This window comes from Bacteroides ndongoniae (genome assembly GCF_900108345.1).
GTDB classification, from domain to species: Bacteria; Bacteroidota; Bacteroidia; order Bacteroidales; family Bacteroidaceae; genus Bacteroides; species Bacteroides ndongoniae.
Genome location: NZ_FNVV01000012.1, coordinates 870,020 through 895,691 on the forward strand (window position 1 = coordinate 870,020; position 25,672 = coordinate 895,691).

The 25,672-nt window shown below is 53.7% G+C and carries 22 protein-coding genes; 11 read left to right on the plus strand and 11 right to left on the minus strand.

What is annotated here, in order from left to right:
• The first annotated feature begins 118 nt into the window (after positions 1–118).
• The gene (locus tag BQ5591_RS03630; RefSeq protein ID WP_071148475.1) at positions 119–2,641 is read left to right on the plus strand and encodes a glutaminase family protein; all 2,523 of its coding nucleotides are present in this window, start codon (positions 119–121) and stop codon (positions 2,639–2,641) included.
• A gap of 36 nt (positions 2,642–2,677) precedes the next feature.
• Positions 2,678–4,963 (plus strand): GH92 family glycosyl hydrolase, encoded by a 2,286-nt coding sequence (locus BQ5591_RS03635; protein ID WP_071148476.1) that lies wholly within the window; start codon positions 2,678–2,680, stop codon positions 4,961–4,963.
• Between the two features lie 144 nt (positions 4,964–5,107).
• Here BQ5591_RS03635 and efp read toward each other — a convergent pair whose 3' ends face one another.
• Positions 5,108–5,674, minus strand: a complete 567-nt coding sequence (efp, locus tag BQ5591_RS03640) for an elongation factor P (protein WP_022163913.1) — start codon at positions 5,672–5,674, stop codon at positions 5,108–5,110.
• A gap of 263 nt (positions 5,675–5,937) precedes the next feature.
• Here efp and rpmH point away from each other — a divergent pair, with 263 nt between their 5' ends.
• The 7 genes from rpmH (at position 5,938) to BQ5591_RS03675 (ending at position 11,641) form a co-directional block, all read left to right on the plus strand.
• The gene (rpmH, locus tag BQ5591_RS03645; RefSeq protein WP_007564314.1) at positions 5,938–6,099 is read left to right on the plus strand and encodes a 50S ribosomal protein L34; all 162 of its coding nucleotides are present in this window, start codon (positions 5,938–5,940) and stop codon (positions 6,097–6,099) included.
• Between the two features lie 285 nt (positions 6,100–6,384).
• A complete protein-coding gene (locus BQ5591_RS03650; protein ID WP_071148477.1) occupies positions 6,385–7,035 on the plus strand; it encodes a PASTA domain-containing protein in 651 nt (216 codons plus the stop codon).
• Positions 7,036–7,073: 38 nt separating this feature from the next.
• Positions 7,074–8,198 carry an RluA family pseudouridine synthase gene (locus tag BQ5591_RS03655; RefSeq protein ID WP_071148478.1) on the plus strand — a complete coding sequence of 375 codons (1,125 nt, stop codon included), beginning with the start codon at positions 7,074–7,076 and terminating at the stop codon, positions 8,196–8,198.
• Positions 8,195–9,175, plus strand: coding sequence for a D-alanine--D-alanine ligase (locus BQ5591_RS03660; protein ID WP_022163916.1), 981 nt, complete (start codon positions 8,195–8,197; stop codon positions 9,173–9,175). The genes BQ5591_RS03655 and BQ5591_RS03660 overlap by 4 nt, the downstream gene beginning before the upstream one ends.
• Before the next feature lie 116 nt (positions 9,176–9,291).
• A complete protein-coding gene (locus tag BQ5591_RS03665; RefSeq protein ID WP_071148479.1) occupies positions 9,292–10,431 on the plus strand; it encodes a 1-acyl-sn-glycerol-3-phosphate acyltransferase in 1,140 nt (379 codons plus the stop codon).
• Between the two features lie 4 nt (positions 10,432–10,435).
• Positions 10,436–11,110, plus strand: a complete 675-nt coding sequence (locus BQ5591_RS03670) for a NigD1/NigD2 family lipoprotein (protein ID WP_071148480.1) — start codon at positions 10,436–10,438, stop codon at positions 11,108–11,110.
• 144 nt (positions 11,111–11,254) lie between these two features.
• Positions 11,255–11,641 (plus strand): rhodanese-like domain-containing protein, encoded by a 387-nt coding sequence (locus BQ5591_RS03675; protein ID WP_071148481.1) that lies wholly within the window; start codon positions 11,255–11,257, stop codon positions 11,639–11,641.
• A gap of 134 nt (positions 11,642–11,775) precedes the next feature.
• Here the strand turns inward: BQ5591_RS03675 and BQ5591_RS03680 are convergent, their stop codons facing one another.
• Positions 11,776–12,732 (minus strand): Rossmann-fold NAD(P)-binding domain-containing protein, encoded by a 957-nt coding sequence (locus BQ5591_RS03680; RefSeq protein WP_071148482.1) that lies wholly within the window; start codon positions 12,730–12,732, stop codon positions 11,776–11,778.
• Positions 12,733–12,979: 247 nt separating this feature from the next.
• Here BQ5591_RS03680 and BQ5591_RS03685 point away from each other — a divergent pair, with 247 nt between their 5' ends.
• Together BQ5591_RS03685 and BQ5591_RS03695 are read left to right on the plus strand one after the other, a co-directional pair.
• Positions 12,980–13,846, plus strand: a complete 867-nt coding sequence (locus BQ5591_RS03685) for an Abi family protein (protein WP_071148483.1) — start codon at positions 12,980–12,982, stop codon at positions 13,844–13,846.
• A gap of 557 nt (positions 13,847–14,403) precedes the next feature.
• Complete coding sequence (locus BQ5591_RS03695; RefSeq protein ID WP_083380880.1) at positions 14,404–15,582, plus strand: porin; 1,179 nt, start codon at positions 14,404–14,406, stop codon at positions 15,580–15,582.
• A gap of 2 nt (positions 15,583–15,584) precedes the next feature.
• On the opposite strand, the gene BQ5591_RS03700 is transcribed toward BQ5591_RS03695, so the two are convergent.
• From BQ5591_RS03700 to BQ5591_RS03740, 9 genes are all read right to left on the minus strand, one after another.
• On the minus strand, positions 15,585–16,832 hold the full coding sequence (locus BQ5591_RS03700) for a glutamate-5-semialdehyde dehydrogenase (protein ID WP_071148485.1): 1,248 nt from the start codon (positions 16,830–16,832) through the stop codon (positions 15,585–15,587).
• A 118-nt stretch (positions 16,833–16,950) separates the two neighbouring features.
• Entirely contained in the window at positions 16,951–18,084 is a 1,134-nt protein-coding gene (proB, locus tag BQ5591_RS03705; RefSeq protein WP_071148486.1) for a glutamate 5-kinase, read from the minus strand.
• Positions 18,085–18,115: 31 nt separating this feature from the next.
• Positions 18,116–18,355 carry a DUF2007-related protein gene (locus tag BQ5591_RS03710; RefSeq protein ID WP_022161897.1) on the minus strand — a complete coding sequence of 80 codons (240 nt, stop codon included), beginning with the start codon at positions 18,353–18,355 and terminating at the stop codon, positions 18,116–18,118.
• Positions 18,356–18,449: 94 nt separating this feature from the next.
• Positions 18,450–19,292 carry a glutamate racemase gene (murI, locus tag BQ5591_RS03715; RefSeq protein WP_071148487.1) on the minus strand — a complete coding sequence of 281 codons (843 nt, stop codon included), beginning with the start codon at positions 19,290–19,292 and terminating at the stop codon, positions 18,450–18,452.
• A gap of 116 nt (positions 19,293–19,408) precedes the next feature.
• Positions 19,409–19,915 (minus strand): OmpH/Skp family outer membrane protein, encoded by a 507-nt coding sequence (locus BQ5591_RS03720; RefSeq protein ID WP_022161899.1) that lies wholly within the window; start codon positions 19,913–19,915, stop codon positions 19,409–19,411.
• 84 nt (positions 19,916–19,999) lie between these two features.
• Positions 20,000–20,515: an OmpH/Skp family outer membrane protein gene (locus BQ5591_RS03725; RefSeq protein ID WP_022161900.1), complete on the minus strand. Its 516-nt coding sequence runs from the start codon at positions 20,513–20,515 to the stop codon at positions 20,000–20,002.
• A 228-nt stretch (positions 20,516–20,743) separates the two neighbouring features.
• Positions 20,744–23,398 carry an outer membrane protein assembly factor BamA gene (gene bamA, locus BQ5591_RS03730; protein ID WP_071148488.1) on the minus strand — a complete coding sequence of 885 codons (2,655 nt, stop codon included), beginning with the start codon at positions 23,396–23,398 and terminating at the stop codon, positions 20,744–20,746.
• A gap of 28 nt (positions 23,399–23,426) precedes the next feature.
• Positions 23,427–24,161, minus strand: coding sequence for an isoprenyl transferase (locus BQ5591_RS03735; protein ID WP_071148489.1), 735 nt, complete (start codon positions 24,159–24,161; stop codon positions 23,427–23,429).
• Between the two features lie 81 nt (positions 24,162–24,242).
• On the minus strand, positions 24,243–25,607 hold the full coding sequence (locus BQ5591_RS03740) for a DUF6242 domain-containing protein (protein ID WP_071148490.1): 1,365 nt from the start codon (positions 25,605–25,607) through the stop codon (positions 24,243–24,245).
• Positions 25,608–25,672 lie beyond the last annotated feature (65 nt).

The following is a 25,672-nucleotide window of genomic DNA, read 5'->3' on the forward strand; positions in this document are numbered from 1 at the left end:
CGGAGATTATTCGTCGTGCATTGCATTCTGTGTATCGGATTGCGTGCCGCGGATAATCTTCCGTTGCTTTTGGGATACTTTGACATCCTGTTGTAATTTAATAAATTGGACTAAGTAAATGAGATTATTATTTCTGTTATTATTGAGTGCATTGACGGCGCTTCGTGCATCGGCGGCAGACGATCTGTTTAAGCCTGTCCGGAGTGTCGACTTGCGTGCACCTTCTGTTCCGCTGATCACGTCGGATCCTTATTTCTCCATTTGGTCTCCGTATGATAAGTTGACCGATGGAAATACCGAACATTGGACTGCGGACGAACATCCTATCATGGGGGCTATACGTGTAGATGGAAAGACTTATCGTTTCATGGGAAAAGACCGCCAGGTCTACGAAGCGATATTGCCTATGACGGATGATGAGGCGTGGGAAGGACGCTTTCTGATGGATCGTGCTCCCGAAGAGAATTGGTATGAGCTGGATTATAACGACGGACATTGGAACATAGGAAAGGCTGCGTTCGGAACTTCGGAAAACAAGCGGATAAAAACAAAATGGAGTAAGGAAAACTCCGACATCTGGGTACGGAGAGAATTCGTAATGGATTCGTTGGATGAGGATGTTCCGTTGTTGCTGAAGTATTCGCATGACGATGTGACGGAGATCTATTTGAATGGTAATCTGTTGGTCTCTACGGGGAATACATGGAGAAACGATGTCTGGAAAGAACTGTCGGTTGCCGAGAAACAGATGTTGCGGAAGGGAAAGAATGTCATTGCGGTTCACTGCCACAACACGGTGCATGGTGCCTATCTTGACTTTGGCTTGTATAGAAAAGGTGATTCCGTATGTCGTTTCGACAACGAGGCGCACCAGAAATCGGTGGACGTATTGCCTACGCAGACCTATTATACATTTGAATGCGGTCCGGTCGAACTGGATTTGGTTTTTACAGCTCCGTTGCTGATGGACGACCTCGATTTGATTTCTACTCCGATCAATTATATTTCTTACCGTGTGCGTTCGCTGGACAAGAAGCAGCACGATGTACAGGTCTATTTCGAAACATCTCCGTTATTGGCTGTGCACGAAGTCAGCCAGCCGGTAAAGTCGGAAGCTTTTGCAAAGAACGGAATGGATTATTTGCGGGCCGGAACAGTAGATCAGGCTTATACAGCCCGTAAGGGTGACATCGTTCGGATAGACTGGGGACATGTTTATTTGGCATCGGCCAAAGGAATTGGCAAGAAGACAGCTTTAGGCACTTATTATGGCTTAAAGAGGTCTTTCCTCGATGAAGGAACGATTTCGCCGGAGTTTTATTCGTTGGAAAGTACGGGGCAACAGACCATGCCTGTGATGGCTTACACCGACAATCTGGGCAAGGTGGATGTCGACGGAAAGTCGGGCTTCCTGATGCTGGGTTATGATGATGTTTATGCCTTGGAGTATTTCTATAAACGTCGGCAGGCTTACTGGAAGCACGACGGAAGGGTGGATATATTTACTGCCTTCGAGCGTGCGTACGCCGACTATGCATCGCGGATGGAACGCTGCCGTGCTTTCGACTTGGAACTGATGAATGAGGCTGAGAAAGCCGGCGGAAAAGAGTATGCCGAACTGTTGGCATTGGTTTACCGGCAAACGATAGCCGCGCATAAGCTGTTTACCGATGACGACGGGAACGTACTCTTCTTCTCTAAGGAAAACAATAGTAATGGGTGTGTCAATACGGTTGATATCACCTATCCGTCGGCTCCCTTGTTCCTGGTGTACAATCCGGAGTTGCTGAAGGGAATGATGCGTTCTATTTTCTATTACAGTGAGAGCGGACGTTGGAAGAAACCTTATCCGACACACGATTTGGGAACATATCCCATTGCCAACGGAGTGGTTTACGGGGGAGACATGCCGATTGAAGAGGCTGGCAACATGGTGATTCTGGCTACAGCCATATCGCTGAGAGAGAACAATGCTGCATTTGCGGCTCAGCATTGGCAGACGTTGACAACGTGGACGAATTATTTGGCCGAGTACGGATTGGATCCCGAGAACCAGGTGTGTACGGACGATTTTGCCGGGCATTGGGCACATAACGTCAACTTGTCTGTAAAGGCTATTGTTGCAATTGCCGGCTATGCTGAAATGGCACGCATGTTAGGCTACGACTCTGTGGCTGACGAATTCGGGCAAAAGGCGCGCGACATGGCGACCGAATGGGAGAAGATGGCTTTTGACGGAGACCATTACCGGCTGGCATTCGACAAGCCGGGAACCTGGAGCCAGAAGTATAACATGGTTTGGGACAAAGTTTTCGGGTGGAATCTCTTTCCGGCCAAAGTGGCCGAAACGGAAATGAAGTTCTATCACGGCAAGATGAATGCTTACGGCCTGCCTTTGGACTCGCGCGAAACTTATAGCAAAAACGATTGGATTATGTGGACTGCCTGTCTGGGAACGCAGGACGATTTCCTGAAGTTTGTCCATACCGTGTATAAGTATGCCGATGAAACGTCCTCGCGTGTGCCGTTAAGCGACTGGTATGATACGAAATCTGCTAAAATGATGAATTTCAAGGCTCGTTCCGTGGTAGGAGGGTTCTATATGAAGCTTCTCATGGAACGTCTGAATTTAAAAAAGTAGGTTCTTTCTGTTTATTGTGAATTAGAGTATGATAGTATGATCAAAAAAATCTTTCTTCTCTCCCTGTTGCTTCTGACTGTCAGGCTGGATGCCTTTCTGCGTGCGCAGGGACTTGTTGACTATGTCAATCCCCTGATGGGAACACAATCCACTTTCGAACTTTCGGCGGGAAACACTTATCCGGCCATTGCAAGGCCGTGGGGTATGAACTTCTGGACTCCGCAGACGGGAAAGATGGGCAACGGGTGGCAGTATGTCTATACGTTGAATAAGATACGCGGCTTCAAGCAGACGCACCAGCCCAGTCCGTGGATGAACGATTACGGACAGTTCTCCATTATGCCGCTGACCGGTAAACCCGAATTCGACGAAGAGAAGCGGGCCAGCTGGTTCTCGCACAAGGCAGAGGTGGCAAAGCCCCATTATTATAAGGTATACCTGTCCGATTACGATGTCCTCACCGAGCTGACGCCTACCGAACGGGCGGTGATGTTCCGTTTCACGTTCCCCGACAGCGAGCGTTCGTACATCGTGGTCGATGCCTTCGACAAGGGTTCGTACGTCAAGATATTGCCGGACGAGAGACGCATCGTAGGCTATACGACACGCAACACCGGCGGGGTGCCCGACAACTTCAAAAACTATTTTGTGATAGAGTTCGACAAACCTTTCACCTATACGGCTGCGGTGGACAACGGCAACTTGCGCGAGGGTGTCTGCGAGCAGCAGTCTGCGCATGCGGGAGCCGTTATCGGCTTCTCTACCCGTAAGGGCGAGAAAGTGCACGCGCGGATAGCTTCTTCGTTTATCGGTTACGAACAGGCCGAACGCAACCTGCTGGAACTGGGTTCCGACGGCTTCGATGCACTGGTGCAGAAGGGAGCCGAGGCCTGGAACGACGTACTGGGACGCATCGAGGTAGAAGGTGGCAGCTGGGAGCAACAGCGCACGTTTTATTCGTGCCTGTACCGTTCGCTGCTTTTCCCGCGGGCGTTTTACGAGTTCGATGCCGATGGAAATCCGGTGCACTACAGTCCTTACAACGGACAGGTCCTTCCCGGCTACATGTACACCGATACGGGTTTTTGGGATACATTCCGCTGTCTGTTCCCTTTCCTGAACCTGATGTATCCTTCTGTGAACCGTCAGATGCAGGAAGGACTGCTCAATGCGTATCGCGAAAGCGGCTTCTTCCCCGAATGGGCCAGCCCGGGACATCGCGACTGCATGATTGGCAACAACTCGGCTTCGGTGCTGGTCGACGCTTATCTGAAAGGAGTGCGGGTGGACGATGTGGAGACGCTTTACCGCGGCCTGGTGCATGGCACGGAGCATGTGCATCCGAAGGTTCCTTCCACTGGCCGTCTGGGACATGACTACTACAACCGTCTGGGCTATGTGCCTTACGATGTGAACATCAAGGAGAATACGGCCCGCACACTGGAGTACGCCTATAATGATTGGTGCATCTATCGTCTGGCCAAGGCGTTGAACCGTCCGGCGGAAGAGCAGAAGCGTTTTGCCGAACGTGCGATGAACTACCGGAACGTGTTCGACCCCGAAAGCCGTCTGATGCGCGGACGCAACAAGGGTGGTGACTTCCAGTCGCCTTTCTCGCCGCTGAAGTGGGGCGACGCATTTACCGAAGGAAACAGCTGGCACTACACCTGGTCTGTATTCCACGACCCGCAGGGACTGATCGACCTGATGGGAGGCCGTGAGGCTTTTGTGACGATGCTCGATTCTGTGTTTGCCGTTCCGCCTTTGTTCGACGACAGCTATTACGGACAGGTGATACACGAGATTCGCGAGATGACGGTGATGAACATGGGCAACTATGCGCATGGCAACCAGCCGATTCAGCACATGATATACCTGTACAACTATGCCGGACAGCCTTGGAAGGCGCAATACTGGCTGCGCCGTGTGATGGACGGACTGTATTCGCCTACGCCCGACGGCTATTGCGGCGACGAGGACAACGGGCAGACTTCAGCTTGGTATGTGTTCTCGGCTCTGGGCTTCTATCCGGTATGCCCGGGGACGGACGAGTACGTGCTTGGCTCACCGCTGTTCCGCAAGGCCACGCTTCATCTTGAAAACGGACGCACGCTCTCCATCGAGGCACCCGATAACAGTCGCGAGAATGTCTACGTGAAGTCGCTCCGCTGGCAGGGGAAGAACTATACCCGAAACTACCTGAAACACTTCGATCTGCTGCAAGGCGGACGACTGGTGTTCGGCATGGACGACCATCCGGCCACGAATCGCGGTACGAAGCCGGCCGACTTCCCGTACTCTTTCTCGAACGAACAGCAATGATTCTTCGGTGCAAAGGCGGCAGTCGGATGAAGAAAGAAATAGGTTAGTCACTGTCTTATCCCGAAACGGTCTTTGTGCAGAAACGAAAAGAGGCTGTCGGACAATCGCCGACAGCCTCTTTCTTTTGTTTTTTCAGGCTTGTATTTATGCCTTCACGCGGCCCACGTAAGAACCGTCGCGAGTATCGATTTCGATGGTTTCGCCTTCGTTGATGAAGAGGGGAACACGTACAGTAGCACCCGACTCAACAGTAGCTGGCTTCAGGGTGTTGGTGGCAGTATCGCCTTTCAGACCCGGCTCGGTGTAAGTCACCTTCTGCTGCACCTTGATAGGCATGTCGGCATAGAGCACGGTTTCGGTCGAAGCGTCGGAAACTACATCTACTACCTGGCCTTCGAGCAGGAAGTCAACGCCGTTGATCAGGTCGTGGGCGATGGGAATTTGTTCGAAAGTCTCCTGGTTCATGAACTGGTAGTCGTTACCGTCGTGGTAGAGGTATTGGTAGGGGCGGCGTTCTACGCGCACGTCTTCCAGCTTTTCACCGATGTTGAAGCGGCGTTCCAGTACGTAGCCGTTTACTACGTCTTTCAGTTTCGTACGCATGAAAGTGTTACCTTTTCCCGGTTTTACATGCAGGAAGTCGATGCAGAAATACAGCTTGCCGTCCATGCGGATGCAAGTTCCGATTTTAATGTCTTGGGCATTAATCATAACTATCTTCTTTTATTTATATATGTATTTTAATTTAAGTCTTTCAAGCAAGTTCGAGCCAGTCATGCGAGGCGGCGTCCTTCGGGTGAACACGGACTGTAGTGTGTTCTCTTCTTGCGAAATGCGGGTGCAAAATTAATGGAATTCGGTAAAAATCGCAAAAACTTTTGAGAGAAAATGAGTTATCTCTTGGTTATTTTGAAAAAAGTCTCTATTTTTGCAGCCCGAATTCGTGAGAATAATAACGTAAAAAAGATACAATAATGAAAAGAACATTTCAACCCTCCAACAGAAAGAGAAGAAACAAACACGGTTTCCGTGAGAGAATGGCTACAGCCAATGGCCGCAGAGTATTGGCAGCACGTCGTGCTAAAGGTCGCAAGAAACTGACTGTTTCTGACGAATACAACGGAGTGAAGGCCTAAGCCGTTCCCTTGTAACGAAAAGATAAAGAAGAGAGTACATCCGGTGCGGATGTGCTCTCTTTTTTTCTGCCCCTGCGGGCGGCGACGGGCCTTTTGTGGGACACTTGCACGGCTCGCGAGCGGTGCAAGTGTGGCTCGTGAGCCGTACAAGTGTCTCTCGCGAGCCGTGCAAGTGTTGTATAAAGCCTGTTGCAGGCACTCGTGTCCTTTCCGCTGAAATTCCACCCTCAACTTTCGTGTTTCTTGCTACTATTGCGTATCTTTGCCCCAAATAACGCATCAATTATGACGATAAAAGAATTTTTCTCTTTCCGCCAGAACCGCTTTTTCTGGCTGAACATACTGGCAATGATTATCGTGCTCGTCGCCGTAGTCTACGGCGTGCTGAAGGGCCTCGACGTATATACCCGCCACGGACAGGCAGTCACCGTCCCCGACATCAAGGGGATGAGCGTCGCCCAGGCACAGCAGTTGCTGCTCAACCGCGGGCTGTCTGGTGTCGTGTCCGACTCGACCTATGTCAAGAAGCTCCCTGCCGGAAGCATCCTCGACCACAACCCCTCGGCCGGACAGCGTGTCAAGCAGGGGCGCATCGTCTACCTCACCATCAACACCCTTAGCGTGCCCTTGTGCAATGTCCCCGACGTGGCCGACAACAGTTCCCTCCGTCAGGCCGAAGCCCGGTTGCTGGCAGCCGGATTCCGACTCGACTCCATCCGCAAGATACCCGGCGAAACGGACTGGGTGTACAGCGTCGAGTACAAAGGACGCCCCCTGGCCATCGGCGAGCAGGTGCCCGTAGGCTCCATGCTGCGACTCGTTGTCGGAAACGGTGAGAGAGAGCCCGAACTGGAGACCGACTCCCTCGGAGTGGAAGATACGGCCGGTGCCGAAACCGGTGCTCCTGCCGACGAAGACGAAGAATCCTGGTTCTGACAACGTTCATCGCTATAACGTACCAACAGACTGCAACTATGACTACCGACATACCAGCTGACAGAAAAGACATTCCGGCCGCGCTGCCCGACACCCCGCTGCCCGACACCGAACCCATCGATGCCGACGACCTTGACGACATCGAACCCGTGGGCGAAGCGGCACAGCTCTACGAACACTTCCGTGTGGTGGTGGACCGCGGACAGGAGATGATGCGCGTCGACAAGTACCTCTTCGACCGCCTGACCAACGCTTCGCGCAACCGCATACAGAAGGCTGCCGACGCAGGCTTCGTCATGGCCAACGGTCGCCCCGTGAAGAGCAGCTACAAGGTGAAGCCGCTGGACGTCATCACCATTATGATGGACCGTCCCCGCTACGACAACGAGGTCATCCCCGAGGACATCCCGCTCGACATCGTCTACGAAGACCGCTACCTGATGGTGGTGAACAAGCCCGCCGGACTCGTTGTACACCCCGGCCACGGCAACTACCGCGGTACGCTGGTCAACGCCATTGCCTGGCACATGAAGGACGTCCCCGACTACGATGCCAACGACCCCCACGTGGGCCTCGTCCACCGCATCGACAAGGACACCTCCGGTCTGCTCGTCATCGCCAAGACCCCCGACGCCAAGACTAACCTGGGCAACCAGTTCTTCCATAAGACTACGAAGCGCCGCTACCGTGCCCTGGTGTGGGGCAACGTCGAACAGGACGAAGGAACCATCACGGGCGACATCGGCCGCAACCCGCGCGACCGCATGCAGATGGCTGTCCTGCCCGATGGCGAAGGAAAGCATGCCGTCACCCACTACCGCGTACTCGAACGCTTCGGCTACGTCACCCTCGTCGAGTGCATCCTCGAAACCGGACGCACCCACCAGATACGCGTGCACATGAAGCACATCGGCCACGTCCTCTTCAACGACGAGCGCTACGGCGGCCACGAGATACTGAAAGGAACGCATTTTGCAAAATATAAACAATTCGTAAACAACTGCTTCGACACCTGTCCGCGGCAGGCGCTTCACGCCATGACGCTGGGCTTTGTCCATCCCGTCACCGGCCAGGAGATGCACTTCACCTCCCAGCTGCCCGACGACATGTCACGGCTCATCGACAAGTGGCGGAGCTACATCAGTAACAGAAACTTAGAATGAAACGTACAATTGCCATCGTAGGCGGAGGCGATACCTCCGAATTTCATGTTTCCCTGCGTAGTGCACAGGGCATTTACTCCTTCATCGACAAGGAGAAGTACACACTCTATATCGTACAGATGCACGGACTCGACTGGCACGTGCAGCTGCCCGACGGAACCACAGTGCCCGTCGACCGCAACGACTTCAGCTTTCAGCTCGACGGCCGCAAGGTGACCTTCGACTTTGCCTATATCACCATTCACGGCACGCCCGGCGAAGACGGACGTCTGCAAGGCTACTTCGACATGCTCCACATCCCGTACTCCTGCTGCGGAGTGCTGGCTGCCTCGCTCACTTACGACAAGTTTGCCTGCAACCAGTACCTCAAGTCTTTCGGCGTACGCATTGCCGACTCGTTGCTTCTGCGCCGGGGTCAGACCATCAGCGACGACGACGTCATTGAAAAGATAGGCCTGCCCTGTTTCATCAAGCCCAGCCTGGGCGGATCGAGCTTTGGAGTCACCAAGGTGAAGACGCGCGACGAAATACAGCCCGCCATCGCCAAGGCTTTCGACGAGGCACAGGAAGTAGTCATCGAAGCCTTCATGGACGGCACCGAACTGACTTGCGGCTGCTATAAGACGCGCCAGAAGTCTGTAGTCTTCCCCATCACCGAAGTCGTAAGCCACAACGAATACTTCGATTACAAGGCCAAGTACAACGGTGAGTCCGACGAGATTACCCCCGCTCGCATTCCCGACGAGCTGCGCGACCGCGTACAGCAACTCACTTCGGCCATCTATGACATACTCGGTGCACGCGGCATTATCCGTGTGGACTACATCGTCACCGCCGGCGAGAAGATCAACCTGCTCGAAGTGAACACCACCCCGGGCATGACGGCCACGAGCTTCATCCCCCAGCAGGTGCGTGCCGCCGGCATGGACATCAAAGACGTGATGACCGACATCATCGAGAACGCTTTCGAAAAATAAAGAACAGGGAAATGAAGAATGAGGAATGAAGTATGAAGAATTTCTTGCAGACCGACGGTCGCATGGCTTCGTAGCTTCACTATCATATTATCACATTAACTCAAAAACTTATAGTCATGAACGAGGAATTTGACGAAATCCGCCCTTACCACGACAGCGAACTCCCGCAGATATTCGAGGAGCTGATTGCCGACCCGGCATTCAGACAGGTCGTGGGCGCCGTAATGCCAGGCATCCCCTTCGAGGCCATTGCCGGACAGATGCGTGCCTGCAAGACGAAATTCGAGTTTCAGAAAACTTTCTGTTACGGACTGCTGAAGAAGATCATCAAGGAAGCTACCGACGGAGTGACGCTGGATATTTCTGCCCTGACCGACCGTCAGGCGGCCTACACCTACGTCTCCAACCATCGCGACATCGTGCTCGATTCCGGACTGCTCTCCGTCATGCTGGTAGAACAGGGACTCGACACGGTGGAGATAGCCATCGGCGACAATCTGCTCATCTATCCCTGGATCAAGAAACTGGTGCGGGTCAACAAGTCGTTCATTGTGCAGCGTGCGCTCACCATGCGTCAGAAGCTGGAATCGTCTGCCCGCATGTCGCGCTACATGCACTACACCATTCGCGACAAGAAACAGTCCATCTGGATTGCACAGCGCGAGGGACGCGCCAAGGACTCCGACGACCGCACCCAGGACAGCGTACTCAAAATGATGGCCATGGGTGGCGAGGGCGACATCATAGACCGCCTGTCGGAACTGAACATCGTCCCCCTGTCCATTTCGTATGAGTTCGACCCGTGCGACTTCCTGAAGGCACGCGAGTTCCAGCTGAAGCGCGACAACCCCGACTATAAGAAAACGCAGGCCGACGACCTGCAGAACATGCAGACGGGTATCTTCGGCTACAAAGGCCGTGTACACTTCCAGACGGCACCTTGCATCAACGAGGCGCTGAAGTCGTTCGACCGTTCGCTACCCAAGCCCGAACTGTTTGCCCGGGTTTCCGCATTGCTCGATGCTGGCATACATGCCAACTACCGCCTGTATCCCAACAACTACGTGGCTCACGACCTGCTGACCGCGGCGCGCGAGTTTGCATCGCACTACACCGAAGCCGACGAGAAACGCTTTGCGGCCTATCTGGAGCAGCAGCTCTCGCGCATCGACTTGCCCGGCAAGGACGAGGATTTCCTGCGCACGAAGCTGTTGCAGATGTATGCCAATCCGTTGACCAATTACCTGAAAGTGTGACGTTATGAAGAAAGGTTGCTTATACGGGCTGATGCTGTTGCTGGCCACTCTGTTTGCGTCGTGCGGCGACGATGACGACTATTACTATCCTTCGGTGAAGCTGGAGTTTCTGACTGCCTATTCGGGAGCCGACGGCACGTTGCAGTCGGTGCAGACCGACGACGGAGCTCGCTACACCGTGTTGGCCGACGACTCGGGCACGCGTATCAATGCCGACTCGCTGGTGCGCGTTATCAGCAATTATGGCCTGGAGACGGCAGCCGATGGTGGTGAAGGTGTACGTCTGTATGCCTTGTCTAAGGCCATAGCACCTCTGCCCAAACCGGCCGACAGCTTTAAGGGCGGTGTAAAGACAAAGCCGGCCGACGTGACGAGCATCTGGCTGGGATGTGGTTACCTGAACATGGTGCTCTCGGTGAAGCAGCAGGCGGTACATACGCTGGGCTTTGTTGAGGATGAGGTGACTGTCGACGACGAAGGTTGTGCCACCGTCCGCCTCACCCTCTATCACGACGCTACCAGCGACGTAGAAGACTACACCAAGCGCGCCTATGCGTCCGTGCCCCTGCGGCAGTATCTGGACGACGAGGATGTGCGCAGCCTGCGGGTGTACTTCAGCGTGCACACCACGGACAGCGACGAGGGCGTGAAGACTTACGAATTCGACGTGACTGAATAACAGGTTACAGGAAGCCGGAAGAAGCTGTTGCAGGTTGAAGAACATGCTTCGGATGCGGGCGATGCGGGTGGCGCAGATTTACGTCTGTGCCCGTTCCCGTCGGCTTGTCAACATGTTTGTTTGCCAACTCAAATCATTAAACGTATGAAGATATTATTCCTGAATTTGTGCGCCTGTGTGATGGCGCTGTTTTCGTGCCAGCAGAAAGGTGGCGACTACCAGTCTGTCTCGGCCGATGAGTTTGAGTCGCTGATTGCCAATCCCGAGGTGCAACGCCTCGACGTACGTACCGTGGCCGAGTATTCCGAAGGCCACATTGCCGGCAGCATCAACATCAACGTGCTCGACAAAGGGTTTGTGCAGGTGGCCGATTCCCTTTTGCAGAAAGAAAAGCCCGTAGCACTGTATTGCCGCAGCGGTCGTCGCAGCAAGGAGGCAGCCAGTATTCTGAGTAAAAAGGGCTATAAGGTGTACGACTTAGACAAAGGCATCACCGGATGGGTACAGGCCGGAAAGGCGGTCGAGAAGTAACGGAAAACCGGTATACACCACAGCATAAACAGAATTACGCGGATTATTACAGATTCTATCACATGGGGCTACCCGATGGAATGAATCTGTGATAATCCGCGTAATCTGTATTCGAACCTTTTGTTCTCAGTATCTTATTTCAGTCCCTCAATCATTCGTTTCAGCACTACCGTAGCCGATATTTCGCGGTTGGCAGCTTCGGGGATGACGATGCTTTGCGGGCTTTCGATGACGTCGTCGGTCACAATCATGTTGCGGCGAACGGGCAGGCAGTGCATGAAGTAGGCGTTGTTGGTCACGGCCATCTGACGGTCGCTCACGGTCCAGGCGCGGTCCTTGCTCAGTATCTGTCCGTAGTTGTCGCCGGTATAGGCGGCCCAGTTCTTGGCGTAGATGAAGTCGGCGCCTTCGAAGGCTTTCATCTGGTTGTATTCCACACGGGCGTTGCCCACAAACTTCGGATCGAGTTCGTAGCCTTCGGGGTGGGTGATGACGAATTCATAGTCGGTAGCGTTCATCCACTCGGCAAACGAGTTGGGCACGGCTTGCGGCAGCGGACGCGGATGTGGAGCCCAGGTCATGACTACCTTCGGACGGGCAGTCTTCTTGTATTCCTCGATGGTGATGAGGTCGGCGAAGCTCTGCAGCGGGTGGCGCGTGGCGGCCTCCATGGAGAAGACGGGGCGGCCGGAGTACTTGATGAACTGGTTCAGAATGACTTCGTTGTAGTCGTAGTCGCGGTTTTCGAAGCGGGCAAACGAGCGCACGCCTATCACGTCGCAATAGCAGCCCATCACGGGGATGGCCTCCAGCAGGTGTTCGGGTTTGTCACCGTCCATGATGACACCGCGTTCGGTCTCCAGCTTCCAGGCACTCTGGTTGATGTCGAGCACAATGACGTTCATGCCGAGGTTCAGTGCCGCCTTCTGGGTGCTGAGGCGGGTGCGCAGACTGGAGTTGAAGAAGATCATCATCAACGTCTTGTTGCGGCCCAGTTCTACGTATTTGAAACGGTCTTTCTTTATCTCAAAAGCTTCGGCAAGTGCGGACTTCAGGTCACCGATGTCCTGCACGCAAGTAAAATTCTTCATAATCGGCTTCTTTAGTTGATGTATATGTATGGATAGCAAAGATAGTGAAATTCGCCTGATTACGGATGAATTTAGGAAGAATAATGCGCCCTGTCTGTTATCTTGACTTATATAGAGCGGTGCGGATGCCAAGAGTGCTTGCCCTATGGTGGTACAGCTCATTATCGGCAGATAAAATCACGGTATAAAGAAGTCGTTTGTTTCATATAAAAAGAGTATTTTTGCCTTTTTACTTAGTAAGGCTGAAATGAAGAAAGCATATACGATAGACCAACAAATCGCCAGACTGAAATCAAACGGTATGGCGTTTGACGATGAGGAGAAAGCAAAAGAGATTCTCCTCGATGTCGGTTATTATCGCCTAGGGTTCTATTCTTTTCCATACGAGATAAAATTCCCATGTCTGGAACACCGCGACCATAAGCTAAAACCTGGCACCACATTCAAGAGTGTCTATGATCTTTATGAATTTGATACCAGACTCCGAAGGCTGCTGCTTAACGCTCTCGACCGTATCGAGGTCAATATCCGTACAAAGTTCATTTACAATATTTCGCTTCGGTACGTTGATGACCCTTGTTGGTTTGTCAGCCGTAAGTATGTGACTGCCAAATTCGTAAACGACTTCGAAGAACAGGTCTATGCCGCTATGCGTAAGAATCCCATCATCCAGCATCACCATGCAAATCATCCGGGCATATATGCTCCGGCATGGAAGACCATCGAATTTATGACCATCGGCAATATCATTACCTTATATGATTCGTTGAAGGAGCCGGAAGCAAAGGACCTGGTAGCCAATGCCTATGGTTGTTCAAGGGGCGTTTTCTGCAACTACCTGGAAACCATTCGTGTGCTTCGTAACAAATGTGCACACGGAGGCTGTATCTACCGCATGGACTTCCCAAAGGGTATTAAGCGTTTGCCTGCTGACATATCTGCCGATTGCAGGCATAACATTAAGGGTGGCATAGATGTTGTAAGCTATCTTCTGGGTTGCATCTCACAAGCCCGAAGAACGGAATTGGAGAAAGAAATCCATAATCTTGTCTGTGCCATTCAGACTGCTGAAGCTAAAGAAGTTATCGCGCAAATATCCAAGTTGGAATGTTGAAACCGTATAATTTGGCGGAATAAAAAACAATGCTTACCTTTGCAACGGTAAAAGTGCCCATGCGAGCGTAGTCGTCGCATCTGCACTATAAAAAGGAAGTAGAGAAGTCTCGGTCATTACGACTGAGACTTCTTGTTTTTTTATAGTCGTGTCATCGGCACAAAGTTGCTGCCATCGATTTTCGAAAAGTAAATGGATAAGGTAAGTCTGGCTGTATCGTCCTGTTTGTGCCCACTTGCCCCCCCATTTGCAGGACACTTGCATTCCATTTGTTCCACACTTGTACGGCTCGCGAGCCACACTTGCATTGCTTGCGAGCCGTACAAGTGTCCCACAAACGGGGTCTGTGGCTCGTGTTTCCGGGCGTTTTCGGGTGGGGAGGACGGCTTCTGCCGGATGTTTCAGAACATACCCGGCGGAAATACTGCCTCTTTCTGTTTCTGTTTCGGAATGAAACCCTTACATTTGTCAAGAGGGCAGGAGCGGAGCATTCTTCCTCCGGCCTGCCCGGCTGAACCAAGAATCTGCATACCGATATGAACAGACACTGTACCCATCTGAAGAGAATCCTGCTCGGCACCTGCCTGCTGGCTGCCTGTACGGGGATGCGGGCGCAAGACCCGCTGATTGAGCCCGAAGAAGGGCGAACGCTGCTCGAACGCTTCACCAAGGGCGGAAAGTCCATCAGTTCCAGCAGCATGAACCTGCAGTTCTACACCTCGGCGGCGGCCCGCTTCAACGACGGTTCGCTCGACGAAGCCGCCTTCAAGCTGAACGGCGTGCGGCTGGAGTTGCTGGGCGACTTCGGCAAGGACTTCTCGTACCACTTCAGGCAGTCGTTCAACAAATACAGCAACCCGCACGCGCTCGACAACCTTTCCTCGTCGGTCGAAGTGGCGTCGGTGGCGTGGCGCATGACTCCCCGCTTTGCCCTCACCGTGGGCAAGCAGGCCATCCAGCTGAGCGGTTACGAATACTGGGTGGATGCCATCCGCGTGCGCGAGTTCAGCGACTTCAACAACTACATCGAGTGTTATCAGGCGGGTGTGAACGGAGCCGTCAGCCTTTCGCCCACGCAGACGCTGAACCTGCAGGTGGTGAACAACTCCGCCGCCAAGGACGATGGCGCCTTTCTCTACGGGGCACCTCAGGATGTGGGCAAGGTGCATGTGCCCGTACTCTCCACCCTCAACTGGGACGGCTACTTCCTGAACCGCGCCCTGAACATGCGTTACTCCGTCTCGTGGGGCGAGTTGGCCCGCAAGCGCGACATCCTCTATCTGACGGCGGGCAACGTGTGGGAAAAAGGCCCCGTCGTGGCCTATGTCGATTTCATGTACTCGCGCGAAGGGATCGACACGAAGGGATTGGTGAGCGAACTTTCGGCTTCGCTGCCCGACGGCGGTATGACGGCGCAGCACGTGTCCTACTTCACCACCATTCTGAACTTCGACTACCGCCTGCACCCTAATTGGAACGTCTATGTGAAAGGCGCCTACGAAACGGGGAGCGTATATAAAGAAAACGGCCCTTACGCGAAGGGCCTATACCGCCGCACGTGGAACGTACAACTGTGCGGGGAATATTTTCCGATGAAGAACTGCGAACTGCGCATCTTCCTGCATCTGCTCTACAAGAACTACGGGCTCACCGCCCGTGCCCGCTCGTTAGGTGCCGAGGGCTACTCGGCGCAGCGCGTTTCGCTGGGGCTGGTTTATACGATACCCGTGTTCTGAGTCTATTTCCGTATCTGGCCTTCGCCCTCGATGATCCACTTGTAGGTGGTGATTTCCTCCAGAGCCATGGGGCCGCGGGCGTGCAGCTTCTGGGTGCTGATACCTATCTCGGCACCCAGCCCGAACTGTGCGCCGTCGGTGAACGAGGTGGGCGCGTTGACGTAGACGCAGGCGGCATCGACGTCGCGGCAGAAGCGTTCGGCGTGTTCGGCATTCTCGGTCACGATGCACTCGCTATGCTTCGAGCCGTAGCGGCGGATGTGCTCCAGAGCTTCGTCGATGGAGTCGACGGTCTTGATGGCCATCTTGTAATCCAGAAACTCGGTGCCGAAATCTTCGGGGCTGGCAGGTTGCAGAAGTTCGGGCAGGTAAAAGTTCTCCAATGCCTCATAGGCGCGCGGGTCGGCGTAGATGGTGACAGAATAAGGGTCGAGCGGCATGCAGAGTTCAGGCAGGTCGGTCAGGCGCGAGGAGTCGATAATCAGGCAGTCCAGCGCGTTGCAGACACTGACGCGGCGCGTCTTGGCGTTCTGGATGATGGGGGCACCTTTCTTCAGGTCTCCGTAGCGGTCGAAGTACGTATGACAGATGCCTGCGCCGGTCTCGATGACGGGGATGCTGGCGTTCTGCCGCACGAACCGGATGAGGCTGCTGCTGCCGCGCGGAATGATGAGGTCGACGTAGCCTTCGGCGTGGAGCAGTTCGGCTGTGGTTTCGCGGGTAGCTGGCAACAGTTTGACCACGTGCGGATTGACGCCGAAGCGTTCGAGCACCTGGTGTATCACGCTCACGATGGCGCGGTTGGAGCAGTCGGCGTCGCTGCCACCCTTCAGGATGCAGGCGTTTCCGCTCTTCAGGCACAGGGCGCTGACGTCGAAGCTGACGTTGGGCCGTGCTTCGTAGATGATACCGATGACACCGAAAGGCACACTGACGCGGCGCAGCCGGAGGCCGTTAGGCAATACGTTCTGCTTGAGCACACGACCCAAAGGCGACGGCAGCGAGGCTACCTTGCGCGTGTCGGCGGCAATGTCGGCCAGGCGTTCGGCAGTCAGTTTCAGGCGGTCGTACTTGGGATTGTCAGGATTCATGCGCTCCAGGTCCTTGCGGTTTTCCTGTAGGATGTAGTCGGTGTTGGCCAGGGTGGCGTCGGCCACGGCCAGCAGTATGTCGTTGATAGTCTGGTCACTCAGTGCCAGTAGTTCGCGACTGGCCGACTGTACGGCGGCGAATGTATCGTTCAAATTCATGGTGTAGACATTTAAAAGTTAATAATTAATAATTAAAAACGAAGGGGATGGGTTGGAATTATTCTTATGACGTTATAGTCCATTGTTCATTCTTCATTTTTCATTCCTCATTCTTCATTTATTCAATGTACAGGTAGTCGTAGTGCACCACGGGCTTCTTACCGTGCTTGCCCATGGCCTCGCGGGCCTGTGCGGCGTCGCAGTTGGCCTTGCCTACGCCGATGGGTGTGCCGTCGGGGGCAATGATGCGCACCAGGTCATCGCGCTCGAAGTCGCCTTCGATGCGGGTGATGCCTACAGGCAGGATGCTGGCCACGCGGCTCGATGCCAGTATCTGTGCGGCCTGCGGGTTGAGGTGCAGCCGGCCTTTGGCAAAGCCTTCGCTGTGGGCTATCCACTTCTTGACGCTCGACACGGGTTGGGGCGAGGCTACGAAGCGGGTGTACAGCAGGTCGGGTTGGGGCAGCGGAGTTGCCGGTTGGCTGTCGGCCGGAGCTGTCAGCCGTGCGTTTTCGTTGTCCACGATGTCGTTCAGGATGTTGTCGCGCTTGCCGTTGGCTATGATGACGGTGATGCCCTCGGCTGCCACCTTGCGGGCGATGTTGGTCTTCGTAAGCATGCCACCGCGTCCGAAGCTGGACTTCGATGCCTGTATGCAGTCGGATAGGTCGCGGTCGTGGGCTATCTCGGTGATAACTACCGAGCCGGGGTCGGAAGGCGGTCCGTCGTAGATGCCGTCGATGTTGCTCAGTATGATGAGGGCCTGTGCGTCCATCATGGTGGCGATAAGTCCGCTGAGTTCGTCGTTGTCGGTGAACATAAGTTCGCTGACGGCGATGGTGTCGTTCTCGTTGACGATGGGGATGACACCGTTCTCAAGCATGACGGTCATGCAGCTTTTCTGGTTCAGGTAGTGGCGGCGTGTGCCGAAGCTCTCTTTCATGGTGAGCACCTGGCCTACGGCTATCTTGTGTTCGCGGAAGAGTTCGTAATAGCGGTTGATGAGTTTGGCCTGGCCCACGGCAGAGAACAGCTGGCGCTGCTCGACGCTATCCAGCCGTTTGGCCGGGCACAGCTCGCTTCGCCCTGAAGCGACGGCTCCAGAGGAAACGAGAATCACTTCGGTGCCTGCCTTATGCAGGGCTGCTACCTGGTCGACGAGTGCCGACATGCGTGTAATGTCCAGTGTGCCGTCGCGGCGTGTCAGTACGTTGCTGCCTATCTTGACGGCTATTCTTGTCAGTCGATTCATTATTTGTGATTCTGGATTGTTGTGTGCAGGGTTATTCTGCGATTTTCTTCTTTTCGTATTCGCGCACCACTTCCATGGCCGCTTCAAAGTCTTTTTCGTTGACCAGCACACTTACGTCGATAGCGGTAGCGGGCACGGCTACGTTCACCACCATGTCGTCTTTCAACGCGCACTCTACTTCTGCGTTTCCAAGCAGGCTTTTCACCAGTTCGGCTTCCCACAGGGAACCCTTGAACACTTCGATGAGTTTACTTGTGTCTTTTTCTTTCATATTATTATGAATTTGATGGTTTTTCCCACAAAGTTAGTGCAGTTTGTGAGAAAAACAAGGGTTTGAGTGAAAAGCTTTTGCCGGCGGGACTGATTTATTCCAGTGTGATGTGTTGCACGTCTATCTTCTGGTTGAGGAAAGTGGAGGCCGACTCGGAGAATTTCTCGGTAGCTTCGGTGGTGTAATACCTGCAGGTGCCCTGACGGGTGCAGCGGGCGTCCATCTCGGGATGGCGGTGCAGGTAGTCTTTCAGGCTTTCGGCTACGAGTCCACCCTGGGCCACGGTGCGGATGTGGGCGGGCATGTATTGCTGTATTTTGGGCAGCAGCAGCGGGTAGTGGGTGCAACCCAGAATGACGGTATCGGTCAGCGGGTCGAGGGTGAGCAGCTGGTCGATATACTTGCGCACGAAGTAGTCGGCACCGGGGCCGGTGGCTTCGTTGTTCTCCACCAGCGATACCCATAGCGGGCAGGCTACGCCGCTGACGCTGATGTCGGGATAGAGCTTGCGGATTTCGAGGGGATAGGATTCGGACTTGATGGTGCCGGCTGTTGCCAGTATGCCTACGTGTCCGTTGCGAGTGATGTTGCCGATGCACTCGACGGTGGGACGGATGACGCCCAGCACACGGCGGGTAGGGTCGAGCGTGGGGAGGTCGTTCATCTGGATGCTTCGCAGGGCTTTGGCCGAGGCTGTGTTGCAAGCCAGGATGACGAGGTGGCATCCCATTTCGAAGAGTTTGGTGACGGCTTGCAGGGTGAACAGGTAGACGATTTCGAACGAGCGTGTGCCGTAAGGGGCACGGGCATTGTCGCCCAGGTAGATGTAGTCGTATTGGGGCAGTGCCTCGCGAATCTTGCTGAGGATGGTGAGTCCGCCGTATCCGGAGTCGAAGACGCCGATGGGGCCGGGCGTGGTGGGGAGGTTCTGTTTCATAGTGGTACTAAAACAAATTCACCACAGACGGTCGCGGCTGTTGCACGGGTTGCCGCAGGATGTGGGCGTGTGCTGGCCGGTGGCGGTCTGTGGTGAGTAATGTAAGGAGGGGCTTGTTATTTGATGCCCAGTTGTGTCTTGACTTTGGCTGTCAAGTCGATGCTTTCTGTTCCGATGTAGGGAATGGAAGTACGTGCCAGGTCGAAGATGTAGATTACGCCTTCTGCCTTGCCCACTGCCTGAATGGCTTCATCGAGCTTCTTGTAGATAGGTGCCATAGCATCAGTCTGTGCCTTCTGCATGGCCTGTGCAGCTTCCTGCTGGAATTGTTGCTGGCGCTGTGCCATGTCCTGAATTTCTTTCTGACGTCTTTCTGCGATGTTCTGGGGCAGTGAATCTGCCTGTTGCAGGAATTCCTGATACTTCTTGTTGAGTTCGGCTTCACCGGTTTCCATTTCCTTCTGGTATTGTTTGGCCAGTGCGTCGAGGTCGGCCTGTGCCTTAGTGAATTCGGGCATTACGGTGATAACTTCCTGTGAGTTCATGTGAGCGAACTTCTGTTGTGCCATAGCTCCCAGCGGGAGTGCGAACAATGCAATGGCAAGTGCGAATTTTTTAAGCATAACGTTTATTGTTTTAATGATTATTATTCTCTTCTTCTTCAGTGTTAACCAGTTGTTCCGGCTATCGGTAGCAAATTTATGAAATTAATTTGAATATCCCATCTTTGCGAGGACTTCATTGCTGATGTCGATGCTTGGCGAGGCAAAAATGATGCTGCTGGCCGAGGCGCGGTCGATGACGGCAGCATATCCCTGCTGGGTGGCAATCTGCTTGACGGCGTTGTAGATGTCGTCCTGTATGGGGCGCATCAGTTCGTTGCGCTGTTTGGCCAGTTCGCCTTCGGGGCCGAAGTATTTGCGTCGCAGTTCGGCGGCCGATTTTTCTTTTTCTACAATCTGGTCTTCTTTCTGTTTCCGTTGGGCGTCGGTCAGTTTGCTGCCGGCGTTCTGGTAGTTCTCGTACAGGGTTTTGGCTTCCTGGGCAAGTTTGTCCACTTCGGCCTGCCACTGGCGCGAGGCCTGTTCGAGCTGGGTGTTGGCTTCTTCGTAGGCGGGGATGTTCTTCAGGATGTATTCCATGTCGATCAGTGCGAACTTCTGCGCCTGAGCTGTCAGACACATGGCCAACAGCGTAAACATCAGTAAAACACTCTTTTTCATAACGTCCGTTCTTTTTAGGTTATTATTGTCTGTTGGCTTCGGCCGGAAGCTTTCGCGTGGGCCGAAGCTGTGTTTTTTGTCTTGTCCGAGCGGTGCAAGCATGGCTCGTGAGTAATGCAAGTGCGGCTCGTGAGCAATGCAAGTGTGGCTCGCGAGCCGTGCAAGTGTGGCTCATGAGCGGTACAAGTGTGGCTCGACGCACCGTTTCGCGGGGTTCCGCAGGACGGTTTAGAACTCTTGTCCCAGGATGAAGTGGAACTGGCTTCCGCCGTATTGCTTCGATCCGAGCACGGGGTCGAAACCGTAAGCCCAGTCGATACCCATCATACCGATCATCGGCAGGAAGATGCGGACACCGACACCGGCCGAACGCTTCAGGTCGAAGGGATTGAACTTGTTCACGTCGTGCCATGCGTTACCTGCTTCGGCGAAGGCCAGTGCGTAGATGGTCGTACTGGTTTCGAGCATCAACGGGTAGCGCAGTTCGAGTGCCAGACGGGTGTAGGCGTAACCTTCGTTGCCGTAAGGTGTCAATGAGCTGTTTTCGTATCCGCGCAGGGCGATGGTCTCGGTTGCGTAGTAGGAGTAACCGGTCATACCGTCACCACCCACGTCGAAGGTACCGAAAGGCGACTTCTTATACTTGTTGTAGTGGCCCAGCAAACCGAATTCGGCACGTCCCATGATGACCGGCGTACGTTTTACGGTGATGGGGTCGGCCAGCGGGATGTAGACTTTCGATTTGAATTTCCACTTATGGTATTCTACCCACTTGTGCATCTTGTTCATGTCGTCCTGGTTGTTGGTGTTGTACTTGCTGTAGTCCACTCCGTCGAAGGCTGAGTAGGGCGGTGTGAGCTGTGCAGACAACGAGAACTCGGAACCGGTACGCGGGTAGATCGGGTTGTCGATAGAGCTTCGCGACAGGGTGAGGATGATACTCAGGTCGTTGCACTTACCGTTGGTGACGGGGAAATACTGCCAGTCGCGCATGTGGTAGCGTTGGTACGACAGCTCGGCGGTGAACTGGAAGTAGTCGTCGGGCCACTTCAGACGTTTACCGAACATGGCCGAAAGTCCCCACATCTGTATGGACTTGTCGGGGTCGTAATAGTTTTCGTAGCTGGTATAGTTGCCGTAGTTGTACATACCGTAGCCGTACAGTCCGCTGTAGTAGCTGTTGTAGTAGCTGTTCAGGTAGGCATCGTTATAGTACTGGCTGCTGATGTCGGTCTGGCGCGAATAGAATGCCGATACGGAGAAGGCATTGGGTCGCTTGCCGCCGAACCAGGGGTCGTAGAACGATATGCTGTACGACTGATAGTACTTGGCGTTGGTCTGTCCGCTGATGGTCAGTGTCTGTCCGTCGCCCTGCGGCAGGATGCCCCGGTAGTTTTCGCCCGGGTGCAGCAGGTTGGCCAGTGAGAAGTTGGTGAACTTCAGACTCAGCTTTCCGATGATACCCGTCTGTCCCCATCCGGCCGAGAATTCTACCTGGTCGTTGGCTTTCGAGATAAGATTGTAGCCTATGTCCACGGTACCGTCTTCGGGTCGGGGCTGTATGTCGGGCGTGATCTGTTCGGGGTCGAAGTGTCCCATCTGCTGTATTTCACGCATAGAACGCATCAGGTCTTCACGGCTGAACAGCTCGCCGGGACGTGTACGGAGCTCGCGGCGTACTACGTTCTCGTACAAGCGGTCGTTACCGTTGATGCTGACTTTGTTGATGGTGGCCTGGCGTCCTTCGTAGATACGCATTTCTAGGTCGATGGAGTCGCCAACGATGTTCACTTCCACGGGTTCGAGGCTGTAGAACAGGTAACCGTTGTTGTAGTAAAGGTTACCGATGGCGTCGTCGTCCGAGTTGAGTCGTTCGTCCAAAAGTTTCTGGTTGTATACGTCGCCCTTCTTCATCTGCAACAGGAAGTTCAGGTATTCGGAGGTGTATAGTGTGTTACCCACCCACGTTACGTTGCGCAGGTAGTACTTCTGGCCTTCGTCGATTTGCATGAATACGTTGACGGTACGCTCGTCATAGGGGCTTACGCTGTCCTTCACGATCATAGCGTCGCGGTACCCCAGCTCGTTATACTTGTCTATAATGAGTTGCTTGTCGGCTTCGTAGTTCTCTTCAACAAACTTCTTCGTACGGAACAGGTTGATGAGCTTGCCTTTTTCGTTGGTCTTCTTCATCACCCGTTTCAGCTTCTTGGTGGTGAGGGCCTGGTTGCCGACGATGGTGATTTCGTGCACTTTCACTTTCTCCTTCTTGTCGATGGTGATGTCGACGATAACTTCGTTCTCCTTCTCGGGGTTGTCCTTCTGTGTGATGAGGACTTCGGCGTTCTTGAATCCCTTGTCGTCAAAGTAGCGCTTGATGAGGGTCTTGGCGCGGTCGATGGCGTTGGGGGTGATCTGGTTTCCCTTGAGCAGTGCCACACGTGATTCGAGGTCCTCACGTTCGGACTTCTTCACGCCGTGGTAGCGTATGTCTGACACACGCGGACGCATGGACAGGTGGATGGTCAGCCAGATTTTGTCTCCTTCTATCTTGTCGGCTTCGATGCGGACGTCGGAGAAGAGGCCGTGCCTCCAGTAGCGGCGGCATGCTTCGGTGATTTCTTCGCCGGGGATGGTGATGACTTGTCCTTTCGACAGTCCCGACAGCCCGATGATGACATAATCTTCATAGTTCTTGGCTCCTTCTATTTTGATGTCTGCAATCTCATACTTCTTGGGTTGTCCCGAGTAGAGAATGACCGGTTTTTCATTCTGTTCGCCGGCAGTGGCTGTAGAATCTTGTTGTTCTTGTGCCGCAGTGGTCATTGCGCAGCCGAAGAGGCAGATAAACGCCACGAATAAGGAGAAAATACGATAATGCATTTATAGTAATGATTAAATATGTTTTGGTTTATTTGATTTGTTCACTGGTTTTTCCGAACCGGCGTTCCCGCTTCTGATAGTCGCAGATGGCTTTCCGCAACTCTTCGGCATGGAAGTCGGGCCAATATGTATCGCAAAAGTAGAGTTCGGAGTAGGCGCATTGCCACAACAGGTAGTTGCTCAGTCTGATTTCTCCGCCGGTACGTATCAGTAAGTCGGGGTCGGGCATGAAGTTGGTGGCCAGATGCTGCGAAATGAGTTCGCTGTCAATCTGCTCCGGCTGCAGCGTTCCGTCCTTGATCAGGCGGGCTATCTGCCGGGTGGCTTCGGTGATTTCCCATCGTGCCGAATAGCTGAGTGCGAGGACCAGACACATGCCGGTGTTGGCCGATGTATGTTCCACACAGGCTTGTAGCCTTTCCTGCACGTTGGCGGGCAGTTTGGCTATATCGCCGATGATGCGGAAGCTGATGTTGTTCTTCATGAACGTCTCCTCTTCGATGCTCTCGAAAAGCAGGCTCATCAGTGCGGCCACTTCTTCGGAGGGGCGGTTCCAGTTCTCGGTGGAGAAGGTGTACAGCGTCAGGTACTTGATGCCCAGCCGTGCCGCTTCTTCGGCGATGATGTGCACGGTTTCGGCTCCGGCCTGGTGTCCGAAACTGCGTTCGTGCCCGCGCTGTTTGGCCCATCGCCCGTTTCCGTCCATGATAATGGCTACGTGTCGTGGTATCCGGTTTAAATCTATTTGCTCTGTATCTTGCATCTCTCTTGCTTCTTTTGGTGTTTTCCTATTCCTTATATATATGTAACGGAAAAAAGGTGTGCGGCTGGTGCCGCTGTCCGGTTATTGCTGTTTGAATCCCAACCGGTTGAGACGTCCGCGCCAAACTTCGTTCGGTGTGCCGCTCGACTGGCCTATTACCAACCAGATGAAGTTGTCGTTGTCGACGGCCAGCGAGTAGTTGCCTCGCAGTTCTACGTCCTTCGGCAGCAGGAACATGCTTTCGGTCTTGTACCATGCCAGTCCGGCATCGGACTTGTAGAAGTTTTGCAGCCGTTCGCCCGTGATGTAGAACTGTCCGCCATAATAGATGATGGACGGATAGTAACCGATGTTGGCGGTCAGGCAATAACTGTCGTACGAAGTTCCGGGATCCATCTGCGCCCAGTTGTGTCCGTCGTATGCCCACGGAATGATTTTCTCTCCGGTGGTTTTGCCCACGATCATGATTTCATCCAGCATGTTGGCTGTCTGGAATTCGGTGGAGTAGATGTTTTCGGTGGGGAATTCTTCGGGTACGGTCGGCGTGTTGCTGTCGATGGCCGGCCAGGCGGTATTACCTTCCTGTGCTGTGACGAGGTAGGAATTGCCTTCGTGACCCAGTATACCGATCAGTTGTCCCTGGAAACTGCTTATCAGTGTTTCTACGTTGCCGCTCAGTGCTTCTACAAGGTTCCAGCTGATACCGTCGGTCGAGCGGTAAACGTTGCCATCGCCGGTCGAGGCATACAAGACGTCTTCGGCATCGGCTTGCGGGCTGACTGTTTCATTGCTGTTCTTGACAAAGGCGGGGATACGGTCGAGTGCGGGAAGTCCCTGTACGCTGATCTGCTCCCAGCTGTTGAATGTCTTGGTCGAAGTGCGGTATGCGGTAAGCGATGTACCTTCCAGCACGTATACCAGCAGGTTGTTGTCCAGCGTCACGGCTTTCTGGCGGTTGGCGATGGAGGCGGAGGGGAATCCGGCAATGCGGTCGGTCATGTTGGTCCATTGCAGGGAGTCGGGCTCCTGTTGATGGATGTTGATGCGCAGCGTGTAGTCGCGGGTTGTGAGTCCGTCGGCTGCGTAGATTTTGAACTTCAGGCCTTCGACGGTTGCGGCTCCGGTCAGGTTCTGATAGTTGTTGATGTTCAGTATGGTGTCGGTGATGTTCCCTGAAGTGACATAGCCCGTGACGTAGAAAGTATCGATGAGGATACTGTCGATGATGGTGTCGGAGCCTACTGGCAGGGAGTCTATATTGTAGATTTCTCGTTTGACTTGGTCAATGGTGAATGGATAGTGTTTTCCGTGGATAGTGTCCAGACCGAAGGCATGTACGGTGGCATCGGAACTAACCTCGTATTCGTCGTCCGAGCTGAGGCACGAACTGATGGCTATAGACATGAGCAGAAAACACGCAATAACAGATAAAAATTTTATTCTCATTTCTTTTTCGTACGATAGTGTTTATTTACAAGTTGCAAAAATAGGAACAATTTTTTCTCTAAACA